21 protein-coding genes are annotated in these 23,994 nt (G+C 60.5%); 15 read left to right on the plus strand and 6 right to left on the minus strand.

The window, feature by feature from the left end:
• Positions 1–7: 7 nt before the first annotated feature.
• The 3 genes from U5A08_RS26815 to U5A08_RS26825 are packed head-to-tail and all read right to left on the minus strand — an operon-like array spanning position 8 to position 2,474.
• Positions 8–775 carry a TerB family tellurite resistance protein gene (locus U5A08_RS26815; protein WP_321849199.1) on the minus strand — a complete coding sequence of 256 codons (768 nt, stop codon included), beginning with the start codon at positions 773–775 and terminating at the stop codon, positions 8–10.
• Between the two features lie 2 nt (positions 776–777).
• Positions 778–1,452, minus strand: a complete 675-nt coding sequence (gene murU / locus U5A08_RS26820; protein WP_321849200.1) for an N-acetylmuramate alpha-1-phosphate uridylyltransferase MurU — start codon at positions 1,450–1,452, stop codon at positions 778–780.
• Positions 1,449–2,474, minus strand: a complete 1,026-nt coding sequence (locus tag U5A08_RS26825; RefSeq protein WP_321849201.1) for an aminoglycoside phosphotransferase family protein — start codon at positions 2,472–2,474, stop codon at positions 1,449–1,451. Before U5A08_RS26825 ends, murU begins: the two co-directional genes overlap by 4 nt.
• Positions 2,475–2,604: 130 nt before the next feature.
• Between U5A08_RS26825 and U5A08_RS26830 the strand changes: the two genes are divergently transcribed.
• The 11 genes from U5A08_RS26830 (at position 2,605) to U5A08_RS26880 (ending at position 16,640) form a co-directional block, all read left to right on the plus strand.
• The gene (locus tag U5A08_RS26830; RefSeq protein ID WP_321849202.1) at positions 2,605–5,382 is read left to right on the plus strand and encodes an LPS-assembly protein LptD; all 2,778 of its coding nucleotides are present in this window, start codon (positions 2,605–2,607) and stop codon (positions 5,380–5,382) included.
• A complete protein-coding gene (locus U5A08_RS26835) occupies positions 5,357–6,697 on the plus strand; it encodes a peptidylprolyl isomerase (RefSeq protein ID WP_321849203.1) in 1,341 nt (446 codons plus the stop codon). The genes U5A08_RS26830 and U5A08_RS26835 overlap by 26 nt, the downstream gene beginning before the upstream one ends.
• Positions 6,694–7,683, plus strand: a complete 990-nt coding sequence (gene pdxA, locus U5A08_RS26840) for a 4-hydroxythreonine-4-phosphate dehydrogenase PdxA (protein ID WP_253399656.1) — start codon at positions 6,694–6,696, stop codon at positions 7,681–7,683. The genes U5A08_RS26835 and pdxA overlap by 4 nt, the downstream gene beginning before the upstream one ends.
• Positions 7,680–8,492: a 16S rRNA (adenine(1518)-N(6)/adenine(1519)-N(6))-dimethyltransferase RsmA gene (rsmA, locus tag U5A08_RS26845; RefSeq protein ID WP_017847810.1), complete on the plus strand. Its 813-nt coding sequence runs from the start codon at positions 7,680–7,682 to the stop codon at positions 8,490–8,492. Before pdxA ends, rsmA begins: the two co-directional genes overlap by 4 nt.
• Positions 8,493–8,600: 108 nt before the next feature.
• Positions 8,601–8,981: a Co2+/Mg2+ efflux facilitator ApaG/CorD gene (gene apaG, locus U5A08_RS26850; RefSeq protein WP_253399658.1), complete on the plus strand. Its 381-nt coding sequence runs from the start codon at positions 8,601–8,603 to the stop codon at positions 8,979–8,981.
• The gene (locus tag U5A08_RS26855; RefSeq protein ID WP_253399660.1) at positions 8,981–9,832 is read left to right on the plus strand and encodes a symmetrical bis(5'-nucleosyl)-tetraphosphatase; all 852 of its coding nucleotides are present in this window, start codon (positions 8,981–8,983) and stop codon (positions 9,830–9,832) included. The genes apaG and U5A08_RS26855 overlap by 1 nt, the downstream gene beginning before the upstream one ends.
• A 33-nt stretch (positions 9,833–9,865) precedes the next feature.
• A complete protein-coding gene (gene glpE, locus U5A08_RS26860) occupies positions 9,866–10,195 on the plus strand; it encodes a thiosulfate sulfurtransferase GlpE (RefSeq protein WP_253399662.1) in 330 nt (109 codons plus the stop codon).
• Positions 10,196–10,480: 285 nt separating this feature from the next.
• Positions 10,481–12,403, plus strand: coding sequence for a PrkA family serine protein kinase (locus U5A08_RS26865; protein ID WP_321849206.1), 1,923 nt, complete (start codon positions 10,481–10,483; stop codon positions 12,401–12,403).
• 113 nt (positions 12,404–12,516) lie between these two features.
• Positions 12,517–13,788, plus strand: a complete 1,272-nt coding sequence (locus U5A08_RS26870) for a YeaH/YhbH family protein (protein ID WP_247395848.1) — start codon at positions 12,517–12,519, stop codon at positions 13,786–13,788.
• Positions 13,785–15,347, plus strand: coding sequence for a SpoVR family protein (locus U5A08_RS26875; RefSeq protein ID WP_321849208.1), 1,563 nt, complete (start codon positions 13,785–13,787; stop codon positions 15,345–15,347). Before U5A08_RS26870 ends, U5A08_RS26875 begins: the two co-directional genes overlap by 4 nt.
• 63 nt (positions 15,348–15,410) lie before the next feature.
• Complete coding sequence (locus U5A08_RS26880; protein ID WP_321849209.1) at positions 15,411–16,640, plus strand: multifunctional CCA addition/repair protein; 1,230 nt, start codon at positions 15,411–15,413, stop codon at positions 16,638–16,640.
• Here the strand turns inward: U5A08_RS26880 and folK are convergent.
• Both folK and folB read right to left on the minus strand, forming a co-directional pair.
• Positions 16,635–17,153 (minus strand): 2-amino-4-hydroxy-6-hydroxymethyldihydropteridine diphosphokinase, encoded by a 519-nt coding sequence (gene folK / locus U5A08_RS26885; protein WP_253399670.1) that lies wholly within the window; start codon positions 17,151–17,153, stop codon positions 16,635–16,637. The genes U5A08_RS26880 and folK overlap by 6 nt on opposite strands.
• Positions 17,144–17,497, minus strand: coding sequence for a dihydroneopterin aldolase (gene folB / locus U5A08_RS26890; protein WP_321849210.1), 354 nt, complete (start codon positions 17,495–17,497; stop codon positions 17,144–17,146). The genes folK and folB overlap by 10 nt, the downstream gene beginning before the upstream one ends.
• Positions 17,498–17,569: 72 nt before the next feature.
• Here folB and plsY point away from each other — a divergent pair, with 72 nt between their 5' ends.
• Entirely contained in the window at positions 17,570–18,139 is a 570-nt protein-coding gene (gene plsY, locus U5A08_RS26895) for a glycerol-3-phosphate 1-O-acyltransferase PlsY (protein ID WP_247395852.1), read from the plus strand.
• A gap of 33 nt (positions 18,140–18,172) precedes the next feature.
• Here the strand turns inward: plsY and tsaD are convergent, their stop codons facing one another.
• Entirely contained in the window at positions 18,173–19,198 is a 1,026-nt protein-coding gene (gene tsaD, locus U5A08_RS26900; RefSeq protein WP_247395853.1) for a tRNA (adenosine(37)-N6)-threonylcarbamoyltransferase complex transferase subunit TsaD, read from the minus strand.
• A gap of 203 nt (positions 19,199–19,401) precedes the next feature.
• Here tsaD and rpsU point away from each other — a divergent pair, with 203 nt between their 5' ends.
• The 3 genes from rpsU to rpoD all read left to right on the plus strand — a co-directional run bounded on the left by rpsU (position 19,402) and on the right by rpoD (position 23,954).
• Complete coding sequence (rpsU, locus tag U5A08_RS26905) at positions 19,402–19,617, plus strand: 30S ribosomal protein S21 (RefSeq protein ID WP_002551877.1); 216 nt, start codon at positions 19,402–19,404, stop codon at positions 19,615–19,617.
• Positions 19,618–20,065: 448 nt separating this feature from the next.
• Positions 20,066–22,036: a DNA primase gene (gene dnaG / locus U5A08_RS26910; protein ID WP_253399672.1), complete on the plus strand. Its 1,971-nt coding sequence runs from the start codon at positions 20,066–20,068 to the stop codon at positions 22,034–22,036.
• 67 nt (positions 22,037–22,103) lie between these two features.
• Positions 22,104–23,954, plus strand: coding sequence for an RNA polymerase sigma factor RpoD (rpoD, locus tag U5A08_RS26915; RefSeq protein ID WP_321849212.1), 1,851 nt, complete (start codon positions 22,104–22,106; stop codon positions 23,952–23,954).
• The last annotated feature ends 40 nt before the right edge of the window (positions 23,955–23,994 follow it).

Consider the following 23,994-nt stretch of genomic DNA (forward strand, 5'->3'; position numbering starts at 1 on the left):
CGGGCGACTAGCGGAAATCCCGCCGCTCGCGAATCAACGTATAGGCGTTATGCAGTTCGCGGGTTCGCTCGGTGGCCTCAAGCACTTGCGCGGGGCTCGCGCCGGTGCCGGCGATCTTGTCCGGGTGGTGGCGGCTGAGCAGGCGGCGATAGGCGTGCTTGATCACCGACGGTTCGGTGGTGCTGGTCACCCCCAGAATCCGCAACGCCTCCTGATACGCGGCGCCACGACTGGCCACCGGCTTGCGCTCCGGCGCGTAATCGGCGGCCAGCGCCTGAAGCTGCTGTGGTGTCCAGCCCAGCCACTTGCCCCACAGGTTGATCAAGTCGCGCTCGGCATCATCCGCACGGCCATCCGCCCAAGCCATCCGCCAACAGGCGCGCAATACGCCTTCTGCCGCGTGGGGCTGGGACTTGAGGACGCGCAGGTAAGCACGCACCCGGTCAGAACCGGATTTACCGCGATTGAACGCCGCAATCGCGCGGCGCTGGGCCGGCTCCGTCATGTCCAGCGCACGCATTTCCTGGCGTGCCTGCTGGATATGCCCGTCCACCACGCGGCCATTGCTTTTGGCCAGACGGCCCAGCAGCACAAACAACAGCTCGTCATTGCGCAACGCCGAACGCCCGCCCAGGCGCTCACGCAACTGTGCCCAGCTGTGCAGTTGCAGGCGGCGATCCAACGCCTGCCCCAACAAGGCTCCCAACAAGGCCCCCGGAATACTGGCAATGGCAAAGCCAGCCCCGGCGCCGATCAGCGTCCCTGGCCACAACATTCTTAGCGCCCCGCTGTCAGCAGGGTTTCGACTTGCGCCAGGCGCTCCAGCGTGCCGACATCAATCCAGCGTCCCGTCATGTGTTCCCCCGTTACCTGCCCTTGCGCCATCGCTGCGCGCAACAGCGGCGCCAACTTGAAGGCACCGGCGCTGCAACCCGCGAACAATTTGGGGTCGAGCACTGAAATGCCACTGAAGGTCAGGTTATCGGCACCGGGCGCTGCATCATGAAGCACACCATGATCCAGGTAGAAATCCCCGCCCGAGGGGTGATGCGCCGGGTTATCGACCATCACCAAGTGGGCCAGGCCCTGGAGGGGACGCTGGAGCTGGGCGAAGTTGTAGTCGGTCCAGATATCGCCATTGACCACCAGAAAGGGCTCATCCCCCAGCAACGGCAGCGCCTGGAAAATCCCGCCGCCGGTTTCCAGTGGCTCGCCCTCGGGGGAGTAGCGGATGCGCAAGCCAAACTGCGCACCATCGCCCAAGTAGCTTTCAATCTGCTGGCCAAGCCAGGCGTGGTTGATCACGATATCGCTGAAACCGGCCCTGGCCAGCGCCTCCAGGTGGTACTCGATCAGGCGTTTGCCGCCCGCCTGCACCAACGGCTTGGGCGTGTGCAAGGTGAGCGGACGCATCCGCTCGCCTTTGCCGGCCGCCAGGATCATCGCCTTCATACGCTCGCCCCGGCGGGTTGGCGCAGGCTGGCCAACAGTTCAGCCAGTTCGCCCAACTCGGGGCGGTCCGCCAGCACCGCTTCTATATAAGCAAAGAAGCGCGGCACGTCGGCCAGGTAGCGTGGCTTGCCGTCGCGGTGGCAGATGCGCGCGAAGATACCGATCACCTTGAGGTGACGCTGCACGCCCATCAGGTCGCTGGCGCGCTGGAAGTCGTCGAAATCCGCCTGCACCGGGATGCCCAGAGCTGCGGCGCGCTGCCAATAACCGCGCTGCCATTCGCGCACGCGGGCCTGGGGCCAACTGAGGAACGCGTCCTTGAACAGGCAGGTGATGTCGTAGGTCACCGGGCCATAGACCGCGTCCTGGAAGTCCAGCACACCGGGGTTCGGTGCGCTGATCATCAGGTTGCGCGGCATGTAGTCGCGATGTACCAGTACTTTCGGCTGGGCCAGGGCGCTGTCGATCAGGCGCTCGCTGACACGCTGCCAGAGCGCCTGCTGGTGCGCGTCGAATTCGATCCCCAGGTGTCGGCGCACGTACCATTCAGGGAAGAGCTCCAGCTCGCGGCGCAGCAAAGCGACGTCATAGCTGGGCAGCGGCGCGTGCATCGGCAACTGCTGAAAAGCCAGCAAGGCGTCGATGGCATCGGCAAACAATTGATCGGCATTTTGCTCGTCAATCACGTCCAGGTAGGTTTTTCTGCCCAGGTCGTTGAGCAAAAGAAAGCCGCGCGGCAAATCTTCTGCATAAATTTTTGGCACATTTATTCCCGATTTCGCCAGCAAATCGGCGATATCGACGAAAGGTTTGCAGTTTTCCTGGGGGGGTGGAGCGTCCATCACCACGAAAGTATGCGCCCCGCCTTCCCAGCGGAAGTAGCGCCTGAAACTCGCGTCGCTACTGGCCGCGGTCAATGTGGCCGGGGGTACGACGCCCCAGTCCTGAGCGTTGAAGAGGATCGGCAACTGCTCATCCAGCCAGACTTTCAGCTGTTGTAAACGTAGATCTTGCTCGGGCATTACAAGGGTCTCCGACGGCGCTAGCCGTCAAGCGGGTCATGCTTTATTATCACGCATCTTTTTCAGACCATCGAGAGGCGTGCGGCCCACACCGCGGGCAGATGGCACGCAGGAAGCCCGGACTAATAAGATGGCATTGAAATCCCCCGCGTTTCGTAGAAAATTTCCGTTGCTGGTAACCGGCAGTCTGCTGGCCATGCAACCCTTCGCCACTTCATTCGTGGTCGCCGCGGAACAGTATGACTGCTCAGTCTCTGCTTCGGGTGCCTGGGATTGCGCGCCGAAAACCGCCGCCGCCCCATTGCCACCGCGTCCGGTGCATGACGGTGCAGCCGTCAGCTCGGCCAACAGCACGGCGCAGGCCGAGGCTGGTGGCAGCGCCGAGGCCGAGCCGAAGACCGCACTGGTCACCGAATCCAAGGGCCGTGGCCTGCGTTCGCGCAGCGCCGACTACAGCCACCTGGACTGGGTGCCCCGCGAGAAGCTGACCGCCGCCCAACTGGCTGAAACCGGCCCTTATTGCTCCGGCGCGTACATCGAGCCGATTCGTCCTGGCATGAACGACAAGACGAAGCAGAGCGATGCGCCGACCTTCATCGGCGCCAAGGCTTCGCGTTACGAGCAGGAACAACAGGTCGCGACCCTGGCCGGTGACGTCGTCCTGCGCCAGGGCAGCATGCAGCTTGAGTCTGAAGAAGCCAGCCTGTACCAGGCCGAAAACCGTGGCGAGCTGAACGGCAATGTCCGTCTGCGCGACAACGGCGCCCTGATCGTCGGCGACCACGCCCAGGTCCAGCTCGATACCGGCGCCGCACAGATCGACAACGCCGAATACGTGATGCACAAGTCACGCATCCGCGGTAACGCGCTGTACGCCAAGCGCGCCGAAAACGCGATCATCCGTCTCAAGGACGGTACGTACACCACCTGCGAGCCAGACAGCAACGCCTGGCAGCTCAAGGGCAACAACATCACGTTGAACCCGGCCACCGGTTTCGGTACGGCCACCAACGCGACGCTGCGGATCAAGAACATCCCGATCCTGTACACCCCCTACATCTATTTCCCGATCGACGATCGTCGTCAATCCGGCTTCCTGCCGCCGAGCTTCAGCACCGGCAGCGAGACTGGCTTTACGCTGGTGACGCCGTACTACTTCAACCTGGCACCGAACTACGACGCCACGTTGTACCCGCAATACATGACCAAGCGCGGCTTGTTGATGGAAGGCGAATTCCGCTACCTCACCAAATCCAGCGAAGGCCAGTTCGGCGGCGCGTACCTGAACGACGACAGCGACGAACGCAGCAAGCAGACCGATTACGAAAAAACGCGCTATATGCTCAATTGGCAGCATAAGGGCGGGCTGGATTCGCGACTGACGACCCAGGTGGATTACACCAAGATCAGCGATCCTTACTACTTCCAGGATTTGAAGTCGTATGAGGAAGGGGTTGAGAGTCGGGACTACCTGAACCAGCAAGGCTCTGTGGCTTATCGAGGCGATTCTTACCAAGCGCGCGTGAACGTCCAGGCTTATCAGTTGGCAACGATCTCTCAGATCACGCCATATGATCGGTTGCCGCAGATCACTTTCAATGGTGCGCTGCCGTACCATCCGGGCGGGTTGAACTTCACCTACGAGACCGAAGCGGTTCGCTTTGAACGTAGCCTCGAAAACGGCTCGTTTACCGATGAGAATGGCCTAGTATCGCCTCGTCTGGACACTTATGTCACAGGCCTGACCCGCGCAAACGGTACTCGCTTGAACGCCGCCCCTGCCGTCGACTACCCGATGAACTGGACCTACGGCTTTATTACGCCGAAGTTGAAGTACGTCTATACCAAGTACGACCTCGACCTTGACGGTACCGGCAAGACGCAAATGGCTGCAGCCGGTCAGACGTTCAAGAGTTCGCAAGATCGCGCCGTGCCAATCGCCAGCGTCGACAGCGGCCTGTACTTCGACCGCAACACCAACTGGTTCGGCAAAGACTATCGCCAAACCCTCGAGCCGCGTGCGTTCTACCTTTATGTACCGAATAAAGACCAGAGCGACATCCCGGTTTTCGACACCAGCGAATACTCGTTCAGCTACGCCTCGCTGTTCCGTGACAACCGCTTCAGCGGCACCGACCGGATCGGCGATGAGAACAAGCTGTCCCTGGGTGTCACCAGCCGCTGGATCGAAGAAAACGGCTTCGAACGCCAACGCGTCAGCGTCGGCCAGGCCCTGTACTTCAAGGACCGCGAGGTTCAACTGCCCGGTATCGTGGCAGCCGACCGCGCCGACGCCCAGAGCGACGTTTCGCCGATCGCCCTGGACTACGAGTTCCGCTTCAATCGCGACTGGCGTGCCACTGCCGACTACAACTGGGACACGGAAAGCCACGCTCCACGTTCCGGCAGCGCGATGTTCCACTACCAGCCGGAAGACAACCCGAACAAGGTCGTCAACCTCGGTTATCGCTATCGCAACGACCAGGTGGTCTACAACCAGTTGACCGGCAAATGGCAGTTTGGCGGCGACTACGGCACTCCTGGTACAGATAACTACGTGAAGGATTACTACAAAATCCAACAACACGACTTCTCGATGATGTGGCCGATCATTCCCCAGTGGAACATGATCACCCGCTGGCAGTACGACTACGCCCGCAACCGTACCCTGGAAGCCTTCGGTGGTTTCGAGTACGACAACTGCTGCTGGAAACTGCGCGTCATCAACCGTTACTGGGTTTCCAACGACGAATACAGCCAGATCGCCCCGCTTAACGAAAAGGGTGACCACGGGCTCTTCTTCCAGATCGTCCTCAAAGGACTCGGCGGCCTGACCGGCGCCAAGGTAGAGAGCTTCCTCGACAAAGGCATTCAAGGTTATCGTGAACGTGAAGATCAAGCTTTCTGATTGTCTGCGCCCGCTCGTGCTGGGCGCGCTGTTCCTGGGTACCGTATCGGCGCATGCCGCGGTTCAACAGTTGGATAAGGTCGTGGCCATCGTCGATAACGACGTGATCATGCAGAGCCAACTGGACCAACGGGTCAAGGAAGTTCAGCAAACCATCGCCAAGCGTGGCGGTGGCGTGCCGCCTACCAGCGTCCTGGACCAACAGGTGCTGGAGCGCCTGATCGTCGAAAACCTGCAATTGCAGATCGGTGATCGTTCCGGCATCCGTATTTCGGACGAAGAACTGAACCAGGCCGTCGGCACCATCGCGCAACGCAACAACATGAGCATCGATCAGTTCCGCGCCGCCCTGGCCCACGATGGCCTGTCCTATGAGGACGCACGTGACCAGATCCGCCGCGAAATGATCATCAGCCGTGTGCGTCAGCGCCGTGTGGCCGAGCGGGTTCAGGTCTCCGAGCAGGAAGTAAAGAACTTCCTCGCATCGGACCTGGGCAAGATGCAGCTCTCCGAAGAACTGCACCTGGCCAACATCCTGATCCCGACCCCGGACAGCGCCAACTCCGAGCAGCTCAATGCAGCCGCCGCCAAAACCCAGGCTATCTATGATCGCCTGAAGGCCGGTGCTGACTTTGCTCAAATGGCCATTGCCCAGTCCGGCAGCGACAACGCCCTGGAAGGCGGCGATATGGGCTGGCGCAAAGCTGCTCAATTGCCACCTCCGTTCGACCGTGAACTGAGTGCCATGGAAGTGGGCGGCATTACCCAGCCAGCCCGCACCCCTGGCGGCTTCATCATCCTCAAGTTGCTGGAACGTCGTGGCGGCGAAACCTCGCTGAAAGACGAAGTGCACGTTCGTCACATCCTGGTTAAACCAAACGAAGTCCGCACCGAAGCGCAAACCAAGGAACTGGCCCAGAAGATCTATGACCGCATCGAAAGCGGCGAAGACTTTGCCACCCTGGCCAAAAGTTTCTCGGAAGACCCAGGCTCTGCCCTCAACGGTGGCGACCTCAACTGGATCGACCCGAGAGCGCTGGTGCCGGAGTTCCAGGAAGTGATGGCCAAGACCCCGCAGGGCGTGCTGTCCAAACCATTCAAGACTCAATATGGCTGGCATGTACTGGAAGTCCTTGGCCGCCGCGCCACCGACAACACCAGCCAGGCCCGCGAACAGCAAGCCCTGACCGTGCTGCGCAACCGCAAGTACGACGAAGAGCTGCAAACCTGGTTGCGTCAGATCCGTGACGAAGCCTACGTAGAAAACAAACTGCCAGGCGCCGAGCAAACAGGCACCAACCAGGCAAACCAGTGAAACCCCAGCGTTTCGCAGTCACACCCGGCGAGCCGGCCGGCATTGGTCCAGACCTGTGCCTGCTGCTCGCCTCGCAACCCCAGCCACATCCCCTGATCGCCATTACCAGCCGCGACCTGCTCCTTGAGCGGGCCGCGCAACTGGGCGTGTCCGTCAAGTTGCTGGACGTTGCGCCGGGCAACTGGCCCGACCTGCCAGCCCCTGCGGGCAGCCTGTACGTGTGGGATACCCCGCTGCTGGCCAAGGTGGTCACCGGGCAACTGAACAAGGCCAATGCGGCCTTTGTGCTGGAAACCCTGACCCGTGCCGGACAAGGCTGTCTCGACGGCGACTTCGCCGGCATGATCACGGCCCCCGTACACAAGGGCGTGATCAACGAATCCGGTATCGCCTTTTCCGGCCATACCGAATTCCTTGCCGAACTGACCCACACCGCCCAAGTCGTGATGATGCTGGCCACGCATGGCCTACGCGTCGCCCTGGTGACCACGCACTTGCCGCTGCGCGATGTGGCCGATGCCATTACCGTTGAGCGTCTGGAGCGCGTCACGCGCATCCTGCACGCCGACCTGCAACAAAAATTCGGCATCGCCCAACCGCGCATCCTGGTCTGTGGGCTCAACCCTCACGCCGGTGAAGGCGGCCACCTGGGCCATGAAGAAATCGACATCATCGAACCCACCCTGGAGCGTCTGCGCCAAGACGGCATGGACCTGCGCGGCCCATTGCCTGCGGACACTCTGTTTACCCCCAAATATCTGGAGCACTGCGACGCAGTGCTGGCGATGTACCATGACCAAGGGCTGCCCGTGCTGAAATACAAAGGCTTCGGCGCCGCAGTCAACGTGACGCTGGGCCTGCCGATCATCCGCACTTCCGTCGACCATGGCACCGCCCTGGACCTGGCAGGCAGCGGCAAGATCGACACCGGCAGCCTGCGCGTGGCCCTGGAAACCGCCTATCAGATGGCCGAGACCCGTATATGACCGAGCATTACCAACACCGGGCGCGCAAGCGCTTCGGGCAAAACTTCCTGCACGACGCTGGCGTGATTGACCGCATCCTGCGCTCCATCCATGCCAAGCCCGAAGACCGTCTGCTGGAAATCGGCCCGGGCCAGGGCGCACTGACCCAAGGCCTGCTGGCCAGCGGCGCGCAACTGGACGTGGTTGAACTCGATAAAGACCTGATCCCGATCCTCAACCAGCAGTTTGGCGGCAAGTCCAATTTCATCCTGCACCAGGGCGATGCGCTGAAGTTCGACTTCACCAGCCTCAATGCCGCGCCCAACAGCCTGCGGGTCGTGGGCAACCTGCCGTACAACATCTCCACGCCGCTGATCTTTCACCTGCTGAACAACGCCGGGATCATCCGCGACATGCACTTCATGTTGCAGAAAGAAGTGGTTGAGCGCCTGGCTGCCGGCCCTGGCGGCGGTGATTGGGGCCGTCTGTCGATCATGGTTCAGTACCACTGCCGCGTCGAACACCTGTTCAACGTAGGCCCGGGCGCGTTCAACCCGCCGCCGAAGGTCGATTCGGCCATCGTGCGCCTGGTGCCCCACGCCGTGCTCCCACACCCGGCCAAGGATCACAAACTGTTGGAGCGCGTCGTGCGCGAAGCCTTCAACCAGCGCCGCAAGACCCTGCGCAATACGCTCAAAGCGCTGTTGAGCAACGCCGAGATCGAAGCCGCCGGCGTCGACGGCAGCCTGCGCCCGGAACAACTGGACCTGGCCGCGTTCGTGCGCCTGGCCGACCAGCTTGCGATCCAACCGCCGCCCGTCGCGGACTGAAGCCCGACCCTGCACCCGGCCAGACAGCATGTCTGGCCTAGTGCACACCTCTTGGCCTAGACTGATCCGCATCTGCTGTCCTCCGCTTTTGCTTTTAAGGCCTCTTGCATGTCCGATCCTCGCTACCAGATCGACGTCAGCGTCGTTACCCGCTTCCTGGCGGACCAATCGCAACCCGAACAGAACCGTTTCGCCTTTGCCTACACCGTCACGGTGAAAAACAACGGGCTGGTGCCGGCCAAGCTGCTGTCACGCCACTGGGTGATCACCGACGGTGACGGTCAAGTGGAGGAAGTGCGTGGTGCCGGCGTTGTCGGCCAGCAACCGCTGATCGATAGCGGCGCCAGCCATACCTACAGCAGCGGCACGGTGATGACGTCCAAGGTCGGCACCATGCAAGGCTCGTATCAGATGAAAGCCACCGACGGCAAACTGTTCGACGCGATCATCCAGCCATTTCGTCTCGCCGTGCCCGGAGCCCTGCACTGATGGCAACCTATGCGGTCGGCGACCTGCAAGGCTGCCTGGAACCCCTCAAGTGCCTGCTCGAACGCGTGGCCTTCGACCCGGCGAACGATCGCCTGTGGCTGGTGGGCGACCTGGTCAATCGTGGCCCCGAATCCCTGGAGACCCTGCGCTACTTATATGGCCTGCGCGATTCCCTGGTGTGCGTACTGGGCAACCACGACCTGCACCTGCTGGCGGCTGGCAGTAACATCGAGCGTCTGAAAAAGGGCGATACCCTGCGGGAAATCCTCGAAGCGCCGGACCGAGTCGACCTGCTGGACTGGCTGCGCAGGCAAAAGATCATGCACTACGACGAGCACCGCGACATGGTGCTGGTCCACGCCGGTATTCCACCGCAGTGGACGCTGAAAAAAGCCCTCAAGTGCGCTGCCGAAGTCGAAAGCGCCATGGCCGATGACAACCGGTACATCGCCTACCTCGACGGCATGTACGGCAATGAGCCAGTGAAATGGGACAACGAGCTGACGGGCGTCGCCCGCCTGCGCGTGATCACCAACTATTTCACACGCATGCGCTTCTGCACCGCCGACGGCAAGCTGGACCTCAAGAGCAAGGAAGGCGCCGACACCGCGCTGCCCGGCTACAAGCCGTGGTTCGCCCACAAGGAACGCAAGACCCGCGACACGAAGATCATCTTCGGTCACTGGGCGGCCCTCGAAGGCAAATGCGATGAACCCGGCGTGTTCGCCCTCGACACCGGCTGCGTGTGGGGCGGCGCCATGACCCTGATGAACATCGACACCGGCGAGCGTCTGAGCTGCCAGTGCCCCTCCCCTATTCCCCTTACCCCGACGGTTGCCGCCAAGCGCTAGACGCCGCGAGCCGCCAAGCCCAAGGAGCCCGCCATGAGCGAATTCAAACGTATCCCACCCGAACAAGCCCAGGCCCTGCGCGAACAAGGCGCAGTGGTGGTGGATATTCGTGACCCCCAGACCTACGCCCTGAACCACATCAAAGGCGCCCGACACCTGGACAACCACAACATCGCCGACTTCATCCGCGCCGCCGACCTCGACGCGCCCGTGATCGTGGCCTGCTACCACGGCAACTCCAGCCAGAGCGCGGCCGCCTATCTCGTCAGCCAAGGCTTCTCCGACGTCTATAGTCTGGACGGCGGCTTTGAGCTGTGGCGCACGACCTATCCTGCAGAAATTGCCGCTGGCGATTCGCAATAATTTTTTTCACACCCCGCTACCCCGCGTGACGCTTGGGCTTGCGCCGCTTCTGACGAACGGCGCAGCCAAACAAATTGTGTATCACGCCTTTACCTCGCAGATTCCGAACTATCCTTAAGCGCAGGCCATCCGAATCAGGGGAGAGCCGGTACACCGGCGTGCGGGTCATCGGTAGCGTTACAGGGTGTTCTGGGGGGAAAACGGCCATTGGCGATCGTCAATGACTGCCAGCATCGACTGATTGATCCGGCGTCGGCTCCACGTATCGAGCGAGGTGACGACGTCATGAGTATCTTTAGCCACTTCCAACAACGCTTCGAGTCCACACAGCAGGAAGAACTCACGCTGCAAGAGTATCTCGATCTGTGCAAACGCGACCGCAGCACCTACGCGTCTGCCGCCGAACGCTTGTTACTGGCAATTGGCGAGCCGCAGTTGGTGGACACCTCCAATAACTCGCGCCTGTCGCGAATCTTCTCGAACAAGGTGATCCGCCGCTACCCGGCCTTTGAAGACTTCCACGGCATGGAAGAGTGCATCGACCAGATCGTCTCCTACTTCCGGCACGCGGCCCAAGGCCTGGAAGAGAAGAAACAGATCCTCTACCTGCTCGGCCCGGTTGGCGGCGGTAAATCGTCCCTGGCCGAAAAACTCAAACAACTGATCGAGAAAGTGCCCTTCTACGCCATCAAGGGCTCACCGGTCTTCGAATCGCCCATGGGCCTGTTCAACGCCACGGAAGATGGCGCGATTCTCGAAGAAGACTTCGGCATCCCACGGCGCTACCTCAACACCATCATGTCGCCGTGGGCCACCAAACGCCTGTCCGAGTTCGGCGGTGACATCAGCCAGTTCCGCGTGGTCAAACTCTACCCGTCGATCCTCAACCAGATCGGCGTGGCCAAAACCGAGCCGGGCGACGAGAACAACCAGGACATCTCGGCGCTGGTGGGTAAAGTCGATATCCGCAAATTGGAAGAATTCCCACAGAACGACGCCGACGCCTACAGCTACTCGGGCGCACTGTGCCGGGCCAACCAGGGCCTGATGGAATTCGTGGAGATGTTCAAGGCCCCGATCAAAGTGCTGCACCCACTGCTCACCGCCACCCAGGAAGGCAACTACAACAGCACCGAAGGCCTCGGCGCGATTCCGTTCACCGGGATTCTGCTGGCCCACTCCAACGAATCGGAATGGCACACCTTCCGCAACAACAAGAACAACGAAGCCTTCATCGACCGGATCTACATCGTCAAGGTGCCGTATTGCCTGCGGGTCAGCGACGAAATCAAGATCTACGACAAGCTGCTGTTCAACAGCTCCCTGGCCAAAGCCCATTGCGCGCCCGACACCTTGAAGATGCTCGCGCAATTCACCGTGCTGTCGCGCCTCAAGGAGCCGGAGAACTCGAATATCTATTCGAAGATGCGCGTGTACGACGGCGAAAACCTCAAGGACACCGATCCCAAGGCCAAGTCGATCCAGGAATACCGTGACACCGCCGGCGTGGATGAGGGCATGAACGGCCTGTCGACGCGCTTTGCGTTCAAGATCCTGTCCAAAGTGTTTAACTTCGACCCTCACGAGATCGCCGCCAACCCGGTCCACTTGCTCTATGTGCTGGAACAGCAGATCGAACAGGAACAATTCCAGGCCGAAACCCGCGAACGCTACCTGCGCTTCCTCAAGGAATACCTGGCGCCGCGCTATATCGAGTTTATCGGCAAGGAAATCCAGACCGCGTACCTGGAGTCCTACAGCGAGTACGGTCAGAACATCTTCGACCGCTACGTGCTGTATGCCGACTTCTGGATTCAGGACCAGGAATACCGCGACCCCGAAACCGGCGAAATCCTCAACCGTGTGGCCCTCAACGAGGAACTGGAAAAGATCGAAAAACCGGCCGGCATCAGCAATCCGAAGGATTTCCGCAACGAAATCGTCAACTTCGTGCTGCGCGCCCGCGCCAACAACAATGGCAAAAACCCCACCTGGCTCAGCTACGAGAAGCTGCGGGTGGTCATCGAGAAGAAAATGTTCTCCAACACCGAGGATCTGCTGCCGGTCATCAGCTTCAACGCCAAGGCCAGCAAGGAGGATCAGCAAAAACACAACGACTTCGTCACACGGATGGTCGAGCGTGGCTACACCGACAAACAGGTACGGCTGCTCTCCGAGTGGTATCTGCGGGTGCGCAAATCGCAGTAAGGCAGCGACAGGCGTGCAATGCCAGGCCCACGGCCTGGCAGTCGACCGCTTGTCTCTAAGCTTCCAGCTCGCGGCTTGAAGCTTGTAACGTGAAGCTGCCCGGAGGGCTCCCCATGAGCTATGTGATCGACCGACGCCTCAATGGCAAGAACAAGAGCACGGTAAACCGTCAACGTTTCCTGCGGCGTTACCGTGACCACATCAAAAAGGCCGTTGAAGAGGCCGTCAGCCGCCGCTCCATCACCGACATGGAGCATGGCGAACAAATCAGCATTCCCGGACGCGACATCGACGAACCGGTGCTGCACCACGGCCGGGGCGGCAAGCAGACGGTGGTGCATCCGGGCAACAAGGAATTCACCACCGGCGAACATATCCAGCGCCCCCAAGGCGGTGGCGGCGGCAAGGGCCCTGGCAAGGCGGGTAACTCCGGCGAAGGCATGGACGAGTTCGTGTTCCAGATCACCCAGGAAGAATTCCTCGAATTCATGTTCGAAGACCTGGAACTGCCCAACCTGGTCAAGCGCAACCTGACCGGCACCGACACGTTCAAGACCGTGCGCGCCGGGATCAGCAATGAAGGCAACCCTTCGCGAATCAACATTATCCGCACCCTGCGTTCGGCTCATGCCCGGCGTATCGCCCTGTCCGGCAGCAGCCGCGCCAAACTGAGAGAGGCCAAGGAAGAGTTGGAGCGCATGAAGCGCGAAGAGCCAGACAACTTCGGCGATATCCAGGCAATCGAGGCGGAAATCGAGAAACTCAGCGCGCGCATCCACCGCGTGCCGTTCCTCGACACCTTCGACTTGAAATACAACTTGCTGGTCAAACAACCCAACCCAAGCTCCAAGGCGGTGATGTTCTGCCTGATGGACGTGTCTGGCTCCATGACCCAGGCCACCAAAGACATCGCCAAGCGCTTTTTCATCCTGCTGTACCTGTTCCTCAAGCGAAATTACGACAAGATCGATGTGGTCTTCATCCGCCACCACACCAGCGCCCGGGAAGTCGACGAAGAAGAGTTCTTCTACTCGCGGGAAACCGGCGGCACCATCGTCTCCAGCGCGTTGAAACTGATGCAGGAAATCATGGCTGAGCGCTACCCGGCCAACGATTGGAATATCTACGCAGCGCAGGCCTCCGACGGCGACAACTGGAACGACGACTCGCCGATCTGCCGGGATATCTTGATCAACCAGATCATGCCATTCGTGCAGTACTACACTTATGTCGAGATCACCCCTCGTGAGCACCAGGCGCTGTGGTTCGAATACGAGCGCATCGGCGAAGCCTTCGCCGATACATTCGCCCAGCAGCAATTGGTCTCGGCCGGCGATATCTACCCGGTCTTCCGTGAACTCTTCCAGCGCAGGTTAGTGACATGACCGCCAAAGAGCAGAAACGCCAACCCATTTCCACCGGGTCCGAGTGGACCTTTGAACTGATCCAGGCCTACGACCGGGAAATCAGCCGTATCGCGGCCGGTTATGCCCTGGACACCTACCCCAACCAGATCGAAGTGATCACCGCCGAACAGATGATGGACGCCTACGCCTCGGTCGGCATGCCCCTGGGCTACCACCATTGGTCCTACGGCAAACACTTCCTCAGCACTGAAAAATCGTACAGCCGCGGCCAGATGGGCCTGGCCTACGAGATCGTCATCAACTCCGACCCGTGCATCGCCTACCTGATGGAAGAAAACACCATCTGCATGCAGGCACTGGTGGTGGCTCATGCCTGCTACGGGCATAACAGTTTCTTTAAGGGCAACTACCTGTTTCGCACGTGGACCGACGCCAGTTCCATCATCGATTATCTGGTGTTTGCCAAGCAGTACATCATGCAGTGCGAGGAGCGCCACGGCATCGATGCGGTGGAAGACTTACTCGACTCCTGCCATGCCCTGATGAACTACGGCGTCGATCGCTACAAACGCCCTTACCCGATTTCCGCTGAAGAAGAACGCCTGCGCCAGAAGGAGCGTGAAGAACACCTACAGAAGCAGATCAATGACCTATGGCGCACCATTCCCAAACGCGCCGGCAAAAACAGCGACAAGGACAATGCACGCTTCCCCGCCGAACCTCAGGAAAACATCCTGTATTTCCTGGAAAAGCACGCGCCCCTGCTAGAGCCGTGGCAACGGGAAATCGTGCGCATCGTGCGCAAGATCGCCCAGTACTTTTACCCACAGCGCCAGACCCAAGTGATGAACGAAGGCTGGGCAACGTTCTGGCACTACACCCTGATCAACGATCTGTACGACGAAGGCCTGGTCACCGACGGCTTTATGATGGAGTTCCTCACGTCCCACACCAGCGTGGTGTTCCAGCCCGGCTTCGACAGCCCGTACTACAGCGGCATCAACCCCTATGCGCTGGGCTTTGCCATGTACCGCGACATCCGGCGCATGTGCGAACACCCCACCGAAGAAGACCGCCACTGGTTCCCGGAAATCGCCGGCACCGACTGGCTATCGACCATCAAGTTCGCCATGAGCAGCTTCAAGGACGAGAGTTTCATCCTGCAATACCTGTCGCCCAAGGTGATTCGCGACCTCAAGCTGTTCAGCATCCTCGATGACGACCTCAAGGACGACCTCACGGTGCCGGCCATCCACGACGAACCCGGCTACCGCACCATCCGCGAAACCCTGGCGGCGCAATACAACCTGGGTAACCGCGAGCCCAACGTGCAGATCTACAGCATCGATGTGCGCGGCGACCGCTCGCTGACCCTGCGTCACCAGCAGCACGACCGCAAACCCCTGGGTGAGTCCACTGAGGAAGTGCTCAAGCACCTGCATCAGCTGTGGGGGTTCGATATCCACCTGGAAACCCTGCAGGGCGATCAGGTGATGAAAACCCACCACGTACCACCGCGCAGCGATCACAACGACAACGACTACGGCCGCCTGGACCTGGCCGTCGTTCATCTCTGACACGGCAAAGCCTCCATTGGCCCGACACAGACGTTATCCTGTGCGGCTAATGGAGGCTTTTTCATGAAAATCTACACAGTCGGCGGCGCGGTGCGTGATCGCCTTCTCGGCATCAAGGTCACCGATATTGACCGCGTCGTCGTCGGCGCAACGACCGAGGAAATGCTCGCCAAGGGCTACAAACCGGTGGGCGCGGACTTCCCGGTATTCCTCGACCCGAAAAACGGCGACGAATACGCCCTCGCCCGTACCGAGCGCAAGAGTGGCCGGGGCTATGGCGGCTTTGTGTTTCACGCCAGCCCCGAAGTCACGCTGGAAGAAGACCTGATCCGCCGCGACCTGACCATCAACGCCATGGCAGAGGACGACGACGGCAGGCTGACCGACCCCTATCACGGCCAGCGCGATCTTGAAGCACGCATTTTACGCCACGTTTCACCGGCATTCGCCGAAGATCCCCTACGTGTATTGCGGGTTGCGCGCTTTGCTGCGCGCTACGCCCACCTGGGTTTTACGGTAGCCCCGCAAACCCTGGACCTGATGCGTCAACTCAGCGAATCCGGTGAACTCCAAGCCTTGACGCCAGAGCGCAGCTGGAAAGAAATTTCCCGCGCCCTGATGGAAGATCAACCCCAAGTGTTCATCCAGGTGCTGCGCGATTGCGCCGCTCTGAAAACCTTGATGCCGGAAGTCGACGCACTGTTTGGCGTGCCGCAGCCCGCCGCCCATCACCCCGAGATCGACACCGGTGTTCACACCTTGAGCGTGCTCCGGCAGGCCGCCGTGCATCATCAGCCCCTGACGGTGCGCTGGGCCTGCCTGCTGCATGACGTCGGCAAAGGCCTGACGCCTGTGGATAAGTTGCCGCAGCATATTGCCCACGAGCAGCGCGGCCTGAAGCTGATCAAAGCGGTCAATGAACGCTTCAAAGCACCCAGGGACTGCCAGGAACTGGCGCTGCTGGTGGGCCAATACCACACCCATGGTCATCGCGCGCTGGAGTTGAAAGCCTCGACATTACTGGAGTTGCTGCAGAGTTTTGACGTTTACCGGCGGCCGCAGCGCTTTGAAGAGTTTGTGGTCGCCTGCGAAATGGACGCCCGAGGTCGCACAGGCTTCGAGCACCGCAGTTATCCACAGGCAGATTATTTGCGCGGCGCCGCAAAGGCCGCGCGCGAGGTCGCGGTGGCGCCGTTGCTGGAGAAGGGCTTTAAAGGCCCCGAGCTGGGCGAGGCCCTGAAGCGCGAACGGCTCAAGACATTGAAAGCCTATAAGGACCAACACGCCCTATAGGAGCGTGCTCGGCGTCAGTTGCTGGCCCTGCCATTCGAATCCGACGGGCGCCAGCACCTGATCGATCTGCGCATCCCGCCACAGCTCAGCCAGCGTCTTGCCCACCTCAGGGTGTACACGATCCGGCGCCATCATCGACAGCGGCCACAGCACGAAGGCGTTTTTCAGGATTTCTGCACGCGGCAGGATCAGGCCATCGAAGTTGCCCACCAGGTCACCGTACAACAGCACATCGATATCCAGCGGCAGGCCTTTGCGATCCGGCGCATAGCGGCCATTGTCGGCCTCAATGGATTTCAACCGGCGATCCAGCTCCATCAACGACAGGTCGGTAAAAGCCGACACCACCAGGTTGAAGAACGGCCCGCTCTTGATGCCCACCGGCTGACTCTCGAACACCGCCGAGCAGCGCACGTCAATCAAGAAGCCCGCCAGCGCATCCAGGCCCGCACGCAGATGGGGCTCGCGCTCGATATTGCTGCCAAGACCAAGGTAAACCTGAGTTAGCGACATCCGCGCTCGATCTCCACGCCCACGCCCTTGGCGGCCGGCACGGCCCCCGGCTTGGTCAATTTGAGGTGCAGCCAGGGAATCTGGAATTCGCTCATCAGCACTTCGGCCAGACGCTCGGCAAAGGTTTCCACCAACTGGTATTGCGACTGTTCGGCAAAGGCCTGGATGCGCGCGGACACACTGGCGTAATCCAGCGCCAGAGTGAGGTCGTCACCCGCGGCGGCCGGGCAGTTGTCCCAGGCGAAACTCAGGTCCAGGCGCAGGCATTGCTTGATGCCGCGCTCCCAGTCGTAGGCCCCGATCACGGTGTCGACTTCCAGGCCTTCGATAAACACTCTGTCCAAGCTCTTCTCCGCAGCACGACAAGGGCGCGATGCCCCGTTAGAATCAGGGCGTCCTCGCCCGGAATAGTTAGCATGTTTTGGTCACTGGCGATTCTCGCCTACCTGCTCGGCTCGCTGTCCTTCGCCATTTTGCTCAGCCGCCTGACGGGAAATCCCGACCCGCGAATGAGTGGCTCAGGCAATGCCGGCGCCACCAACATGTTGCGCCTGGCCGGCAAGAAGCTCGCCGTCCTGACGCTGCTGGGCGACGCCTGCAAGGGCCTGCTGCCCGTACTGATCGCCAGCCTCGCCGGCCTTACCCTGCAACAGCAGGCCTGGATTGGCGTGTGCGCCGTCCTCGGCCATCTGTTTCCGTTGTACTTTCGTTTTCGCGGCGGCAAGGGTGTCGCTACGGCGGCCGGCATGCTGCTGGGGATTTACCCCCCGGCGGCGCTGCTGGCGGTGCTCGCCTGGCTGCTGACGTTCTACCTGACCCGCACCAGCTCGCTGGCCGCGCTGATCGCCACGCCGCTCACCCTGCCGTTGCTGGCCTGGCAGGAACCGGCGGCGCTGTTGCCGATGAGCGTGCTGACCCTGCTGATCGTCTGGCGCCATCGCGGCAATTTACGCGACCTGTTTGCCGGGCGCGAACGGCATTTTTAAATCCGGCGGATGAATCCCGCTCACCTTGAGCGCTCACAACGGCGACAACTGCTCCATCGGCCAGCGTGCCTGCACGCTGATCGCCAGGCTTTCGTGCTGTCCGGCCTGCAGGCGCTGGCAGCCGGCATAAGCGATCATCGCGCCGTTGTCGGTGCAGAACTCAGGGCGCGCGTAGAACACATCGCCTTTCATGTCGCCGAGCATTTTTTCCAGGGACGCGCGCAAAGCCTTGTTGGCGCTGACGCCGCCTGCAATCACCAGGCGCTGCATGCCAGCCTGTTTCAGGGCACGCTTGCACTTGATGGTCAAAGTCTCCACCACGGCCTGCTGGAACGCCAGCGCGATGTCGCAACGGGCTTGCTCACTGTCGTCCCCGGCGCTGACGCTGTGCTGCCAGGTGTTCAAGGCGGAGGTTTTCAAACCGCTGAAGCTGAACATCAGGCCCGGGCGATCACACATCGGCCGCGGGAAGGTGAAGCGGCCGGCGACACCCTTTTCAGCCAGGCGCGCGATTTCCGGACCGCCAGGATAATTGAGGCCCATCATCTTCGCGGTCTTGTCGAATGCTTCGCCGGCGGCATCGTCCAGGGACTCGCCCAACAGCGTGTATTGACCGATCCCATCGACCTGAACCAACTGCGTATGCCCCCCCGAAACCAACAAAGCGACGAACGGGAACTGTGGCGGTGTTTTTTCCAGCATCGGCGCCAGCAGATGGCCTTCCATATGGTGTACGCCGAGGGCCGGAATGTCCCAGGCAAATGCCAGCGCCTGGGCGCAAGAAGCCCCAACCAGCAGGGCTCCGACCAATCCGGGGCCGGCGGTGTAGGCGATCGCATCGATCTCGGTCGGCACGCAGCCGGCCTCGTCGAGCACCTGGCGAATCAACGGCAGCATGCGCTTGACGTGATCACGGCTGGCAAGCTCCGGCACTACGCCACCATAGGCACGGTGCAGGTCGATCTGACTGAACAGTGCATCGGCCAAAAGCCCGCGTTCACTGTCGTAAAGTGCGACACCGGTTTCGTCGCAGGAGGTTTCAAGTCCCAGTACTAGCATGGGTTTGCGCCTTGTAGAGGCTGAATTCGAAGGCGCGCATAATAGTCGCCACTCCCCCTCCCGACTAGCGGTTTTCGATCAGAGGCTTTGCATTCCTGACAATGAGGGGTTAACATCCGCAACCCTTAAAAACCGACGACCTCAGCCGCGAATTTTTTGCGACGAGAACGTTGATTCCCGGTAATGAAAGAAGGTAGCTCTGGATGCCAGCCGTCAAAGTAAAAGAGAACGAACCCTTCGACGTAGCTCTGCGTCGTTTCAAGCGCTCCTGCGAAAAAGCCGGTGTTCTGGCTGAAGTTCGTAGCCGCGAATTTTACGAGAAGCCAACTTCTGAGCGTAAGCGTAAAGCAGCAGCCGCTGTTAAGCGTCACGCCAAGAAAGTTCAGCGCGAGCAGCGCCGCGCCGTTCGTCTGTACTAATACACAGACGTTCGTAGCAAGCTTCTGCCAAGCCCGGCCCTCAGCCGGGCTGTTGGCATTTGCGGATATCGCTTGATGCTTCATCGTCGACGCCGCACACGCGACCGAGACACAGCTTCACACGTCAGGACTGGCTCTTCTGCCAGCGGTGCGCGTCTCTTCTGACGAGTCTAACAAGGCTACTGACGAGCACACTTATTTCTTCAAGCAGACGATCGACTGTGTCGGCTGTGCCCATCGATGCGCTTCCGAGGCCCACCATTGGCCTAAACCGGACGCCGGGGCAACATTTCTTCGCCGAACAGACTGAATAGAAATTAACGTCAGTGAATGTTCGGCAGATACACTTCCTGACAGCCCAAGCAGACGATTGATGGTCGAGCCATACGATACGTGCGCTTGAGCACTTCACGGGCCCTCATTCCCACGCAGTGATGACGAGAACGCCATGGCCGGGCTAATTCCCCAGAGCTTTATTGACGACCTTCTGAACCGCACCGACATCGTCGATGTGGTCAGCTCGCGCCTGCAAATGAAGAAGGCGGGCAAGAACTACACCGCCTGCTGCCCGTTTCACAAGGAAAAGACCCCGTCGTTCAGCGTCAGCCCCGACAAGCAGTTCTACTACTGCTTCGGCTGCGGCGCGGGCGGCAACGCCCTCGGCTTTATCATGGACCACGACAACCTGGACTTCCCCCAGGCCGTCGAGGAACTGGCCAAAGCCGCCGGCATGGAAATCCCCCGCGAAGAAAGCGGCCGTCCGCACAAACCGCGACAACCCACCGATTCGCCGCTGTACCCACTACTGACCGCCGCCGCCGACTTTTATCGCCAGGCGCTCAAGAGCCATCCGCAGCGCAAGGCCGCCGTCGACTACCTCAAGGGTCGCGGCCTCACCGGCGAAATCGCCCGCGACTTCGGCCTGGGCTTCGCCCCGCCGGGCTGGGACAACCTGTACAAACACCTGAGCAGCGACACGCTCCAGCAAAAAGCCATGATCGACGCCGGCCTGCTGGTGGAAAACGCCGAGACCGGCAAACGCTACGACCGCTTCCGCGACCGCGTGATGTTCCCGATCCGCGACAGCCGCGGCCGGATCATCGCCTTCGGTGGCCGGGTACTCGGGGACGACAAGCCCAAGTACCTCAACTCGCCGGAAACCCCGGTGTTTCACAAGGGCCAGGAACTCTACGGCCTGTTCGAAGCGCGCAAGAACAACCGCAACCTCGACGAAATCATCGTGGTTGAAGGCTATATGGACGTGATCGCCCTCGCCCAGCAAGGCCTGCGCAATGCCGTGGCGACCCTGGGCACCGCCACCAGCGAAGAACACTTGAAGCGCCTGTTCCGTGTAGTGCCCAGCGTGCTGTTCTGTTTCGACGGCGACCAGGCCGGCCGCAACGCCGCCTGGCGCGCCCTCGAAGCCACGCTGCCGTGCCTGCAGGACGGACGCCGCGCACGCTTTTTGTTCCTGCCCGAAGGCGAAGACCCGGACACCCTGGTCCGCTCCGAAGGCACCGACGCCTTCCGCGCGCGCATCAATCAACACGCGCAACCGCTGGCGGACTATTTCTTCCAGCAACTGACCGAAGAAGCCGACCCGCGCTCCCTCGAAGGCAAGGCGCACATGGCCACCCTCGCAGCGCCGCTGATCGACAAAGTGCCGGGCGCCAACCTGCGCATCCTGATGCGTCAGCGCCTGCTGGAAATCACCGGACTGAGCGGCGAAGCGGTCAGCCAACTGGTCCACAGCGCGCCGCAAGATGCACCGCCGGCCTACGACCCAGGCATGGATTACGACGCCATGCCGGACTATTCCGACTTCCACCAACCGCAGGAGGCCTACACGCCCCAGCAGGAGTGGACACCGAAAAAGCCCGGCGCTGGCGGCAAGAAATGGGACAAGAAACCCTGGAGCAAAAACGGCAAACGTGGTGATCGCGACGAGGCCTACGCCCCGCGCACCCCGGTGGCCGTAGAAGCCCCTACGCTGATCGCCCTGCGCACGCTCATCCACCATCCGCAATTGGCGGGCAAGGTGGAGAGTGCCGAGCACTTTGCCAACGAGAGCAACACCTATGCCCAGGTACTGATCGCACTGATCGAGGCCGTGCAGAAAAATCCTAAGCTAAACTCCATCCAACTGATGGCCCGCTGGCATGGCACCGAACAAGGTCGTTTGTTGAAAGCACTCGCGGAAAAGGAGTGGCTAATTGACGGCGATAACCTTGAACAACAGTTTTTAGACACCATTACTAGGTTATCTGCGGGTCAGCACACGCAGACCCTCGATGAACTCATCAAGAGAGCGAGGCAGCCGGGATTATCGGCTGAAGAGCAAATTCAGATAGCAAAACAGATGCGCGACCTCTTAAAACAGAATGTTTCCGCATCAAACCCGACCTTAACTGGCGCGTGAGGTCGTAGCTCGGGTATAATCCTCGGCTTGTTTTTTGCCCGCCAAGACCTTCAGTGGATAGGGTGTTATGTCCGGAAAAGCGCAACAGCAGTCTCGTATCAAAGAGTTGATCACCCTGGGTCGTGAGCAGAAGTATCTGACTTACGCAGAGGTCAACGACCACCTGCCTGAGGATATTTCAGATCCAGAGCAGGTGGAAGACATCATCCGCATGATTAATGACATGGGGATCCCCGTACACGAGAGTGCTCCGGATGCGGACGCCCTTATGTTGGCCGACTCCGATACCGACGAGGCAGCAGCTGAAGAAGCCGCTGCCGCGTTGGCCGCGGTGGAGACCGACATCGGTCGCACGACTGACCCTGTGCGCATGTATATGCGTGAAATGGGTACCGTCGAGTTGCTGACACGCGAAGGCGAAATTGAAATCGCCAAGCGTATTGAAGAGGGTATCCGTGAAGTGATGGGCGCAATCGCGCACTTCCCTGGCACGGTTGACCACATTCTCTCCGAGTACACTCGCGTCACCACCGAAGGTGGCCGCCTGTCCGACGTCCTGAGCGGTTATATCGACCCGGACGACGGCATTGCGCCACCTGCTGCCGAAGTGCCGCCGCCTGTCGACCCGAAAGCCGTGAAAGCGGACGACGATGCCGAAGAGGACGACGCTGAAGCCAGCACCGATGACGAAGATGAAGTCGAAAGCGGTCCAGACCCGATCATCGCTGCCCAGCGTTTCGGCGCGGTTTCCGATCAAATGGAAATCACCCGCAAGGCTCTGAAAAAGCACGGTCGCTCCAACAAGCTGGCAATTGCCGAGCTGGTTGCGCTGGCTGAGCTGTTCATGCCGATCAAGCTGGTGCCGAAGCAATTCGAAGGCCTGGTTGAACGCGTTCGCAGCGCCCTTGAGCGTCTGCGCGCACAAGAGCGGGCGATCATGCAGCTCTGCGTTCGTGATGCGCGCATGCCGCGTACTGACTTCCTGCGCCAGTTCCCGGGCAACGAAGTTGACGAAAGCTGGACCGACGCACTGGCCAAGGGCAAGGCGAAATACGCTGAAGCCATTGGTCGCCTGCAGCCCGATATCATCCGCTGCCAGCAAAAGTTGACTGCACTTCAGACCGAAACCGGTCTGACGATTGCCGAGATCAAGGACATCAACCGTCGCATGTCGATCGGTGAGGCCAAGGCCCGCCGCGCGAAGAAAGAGATGGTTGAAGCGAACTTGCGTCTGGTGATCTCCATCGCCAAGAAGTACACCAACCGTGGTCTGCAATTCCTCGATCTGATCCAGGAAGGCAACATCGGCTTGATGAAGGCTGTGGACAAGTTCGAATACCGTCGCGGCTACAAGTTCTCGACCTATGCCACCTGGTGGATTCGTCAGGCGATCACTCGCTCGATCGCCGACCAGGCCCGCACCATCCGTATTCCGGTGCACATGATCGAGACCATCAACAAGCTCAACCGTATTTCCCGGCAGATGTTGCAGGAAATGGGTCGCGAACCGACCCCGGAAGAGCTGGGCGAACGCATGGAAATGCCTGAGGATAAAATCCGCAAGGTATTGAAGATCGCTAAAGAGCCGATCTCCATGGAAACCCCGATCGGTGATGACGAAGACTCCCACCTGGGTGACTTCATCGAAGACTCGACGATGCAGTCGCCAATCGATGTCGCCACCGTTGAGAGCCTTAAAGAAGCGACTCGCGACGTACTGTCCGGCCTCACTGCCCGTGAAGCCAAGGTACTGCGCATGCGTTTTGGCATCGACATGAATACCGACCACACCCTTGAGGAAGTCGGTAAACAGTTTGACGTGACCCGTGAGCGGATTCGTCAGATCGAAGCCAAGGCGCTGCGCAAGTTGCGCCACCCGACGCGAAGCGAGCATCTGCGCTCCTTCCTCGACGAGTGATCCCAGAACCCCCGGCCCAGGCCGGGGGTTTTGCTTTCTA

This window comes from Pseudomonas paraveronii (genome assembly GCF_963681955.1).
GTDB lineage: Bacteria > Pseudomonadota > Gammaproteobacteria > Pseudomonadales > Pseudomonadaceae > Aquipseudomonas > Aquipseudomonas paraveronii.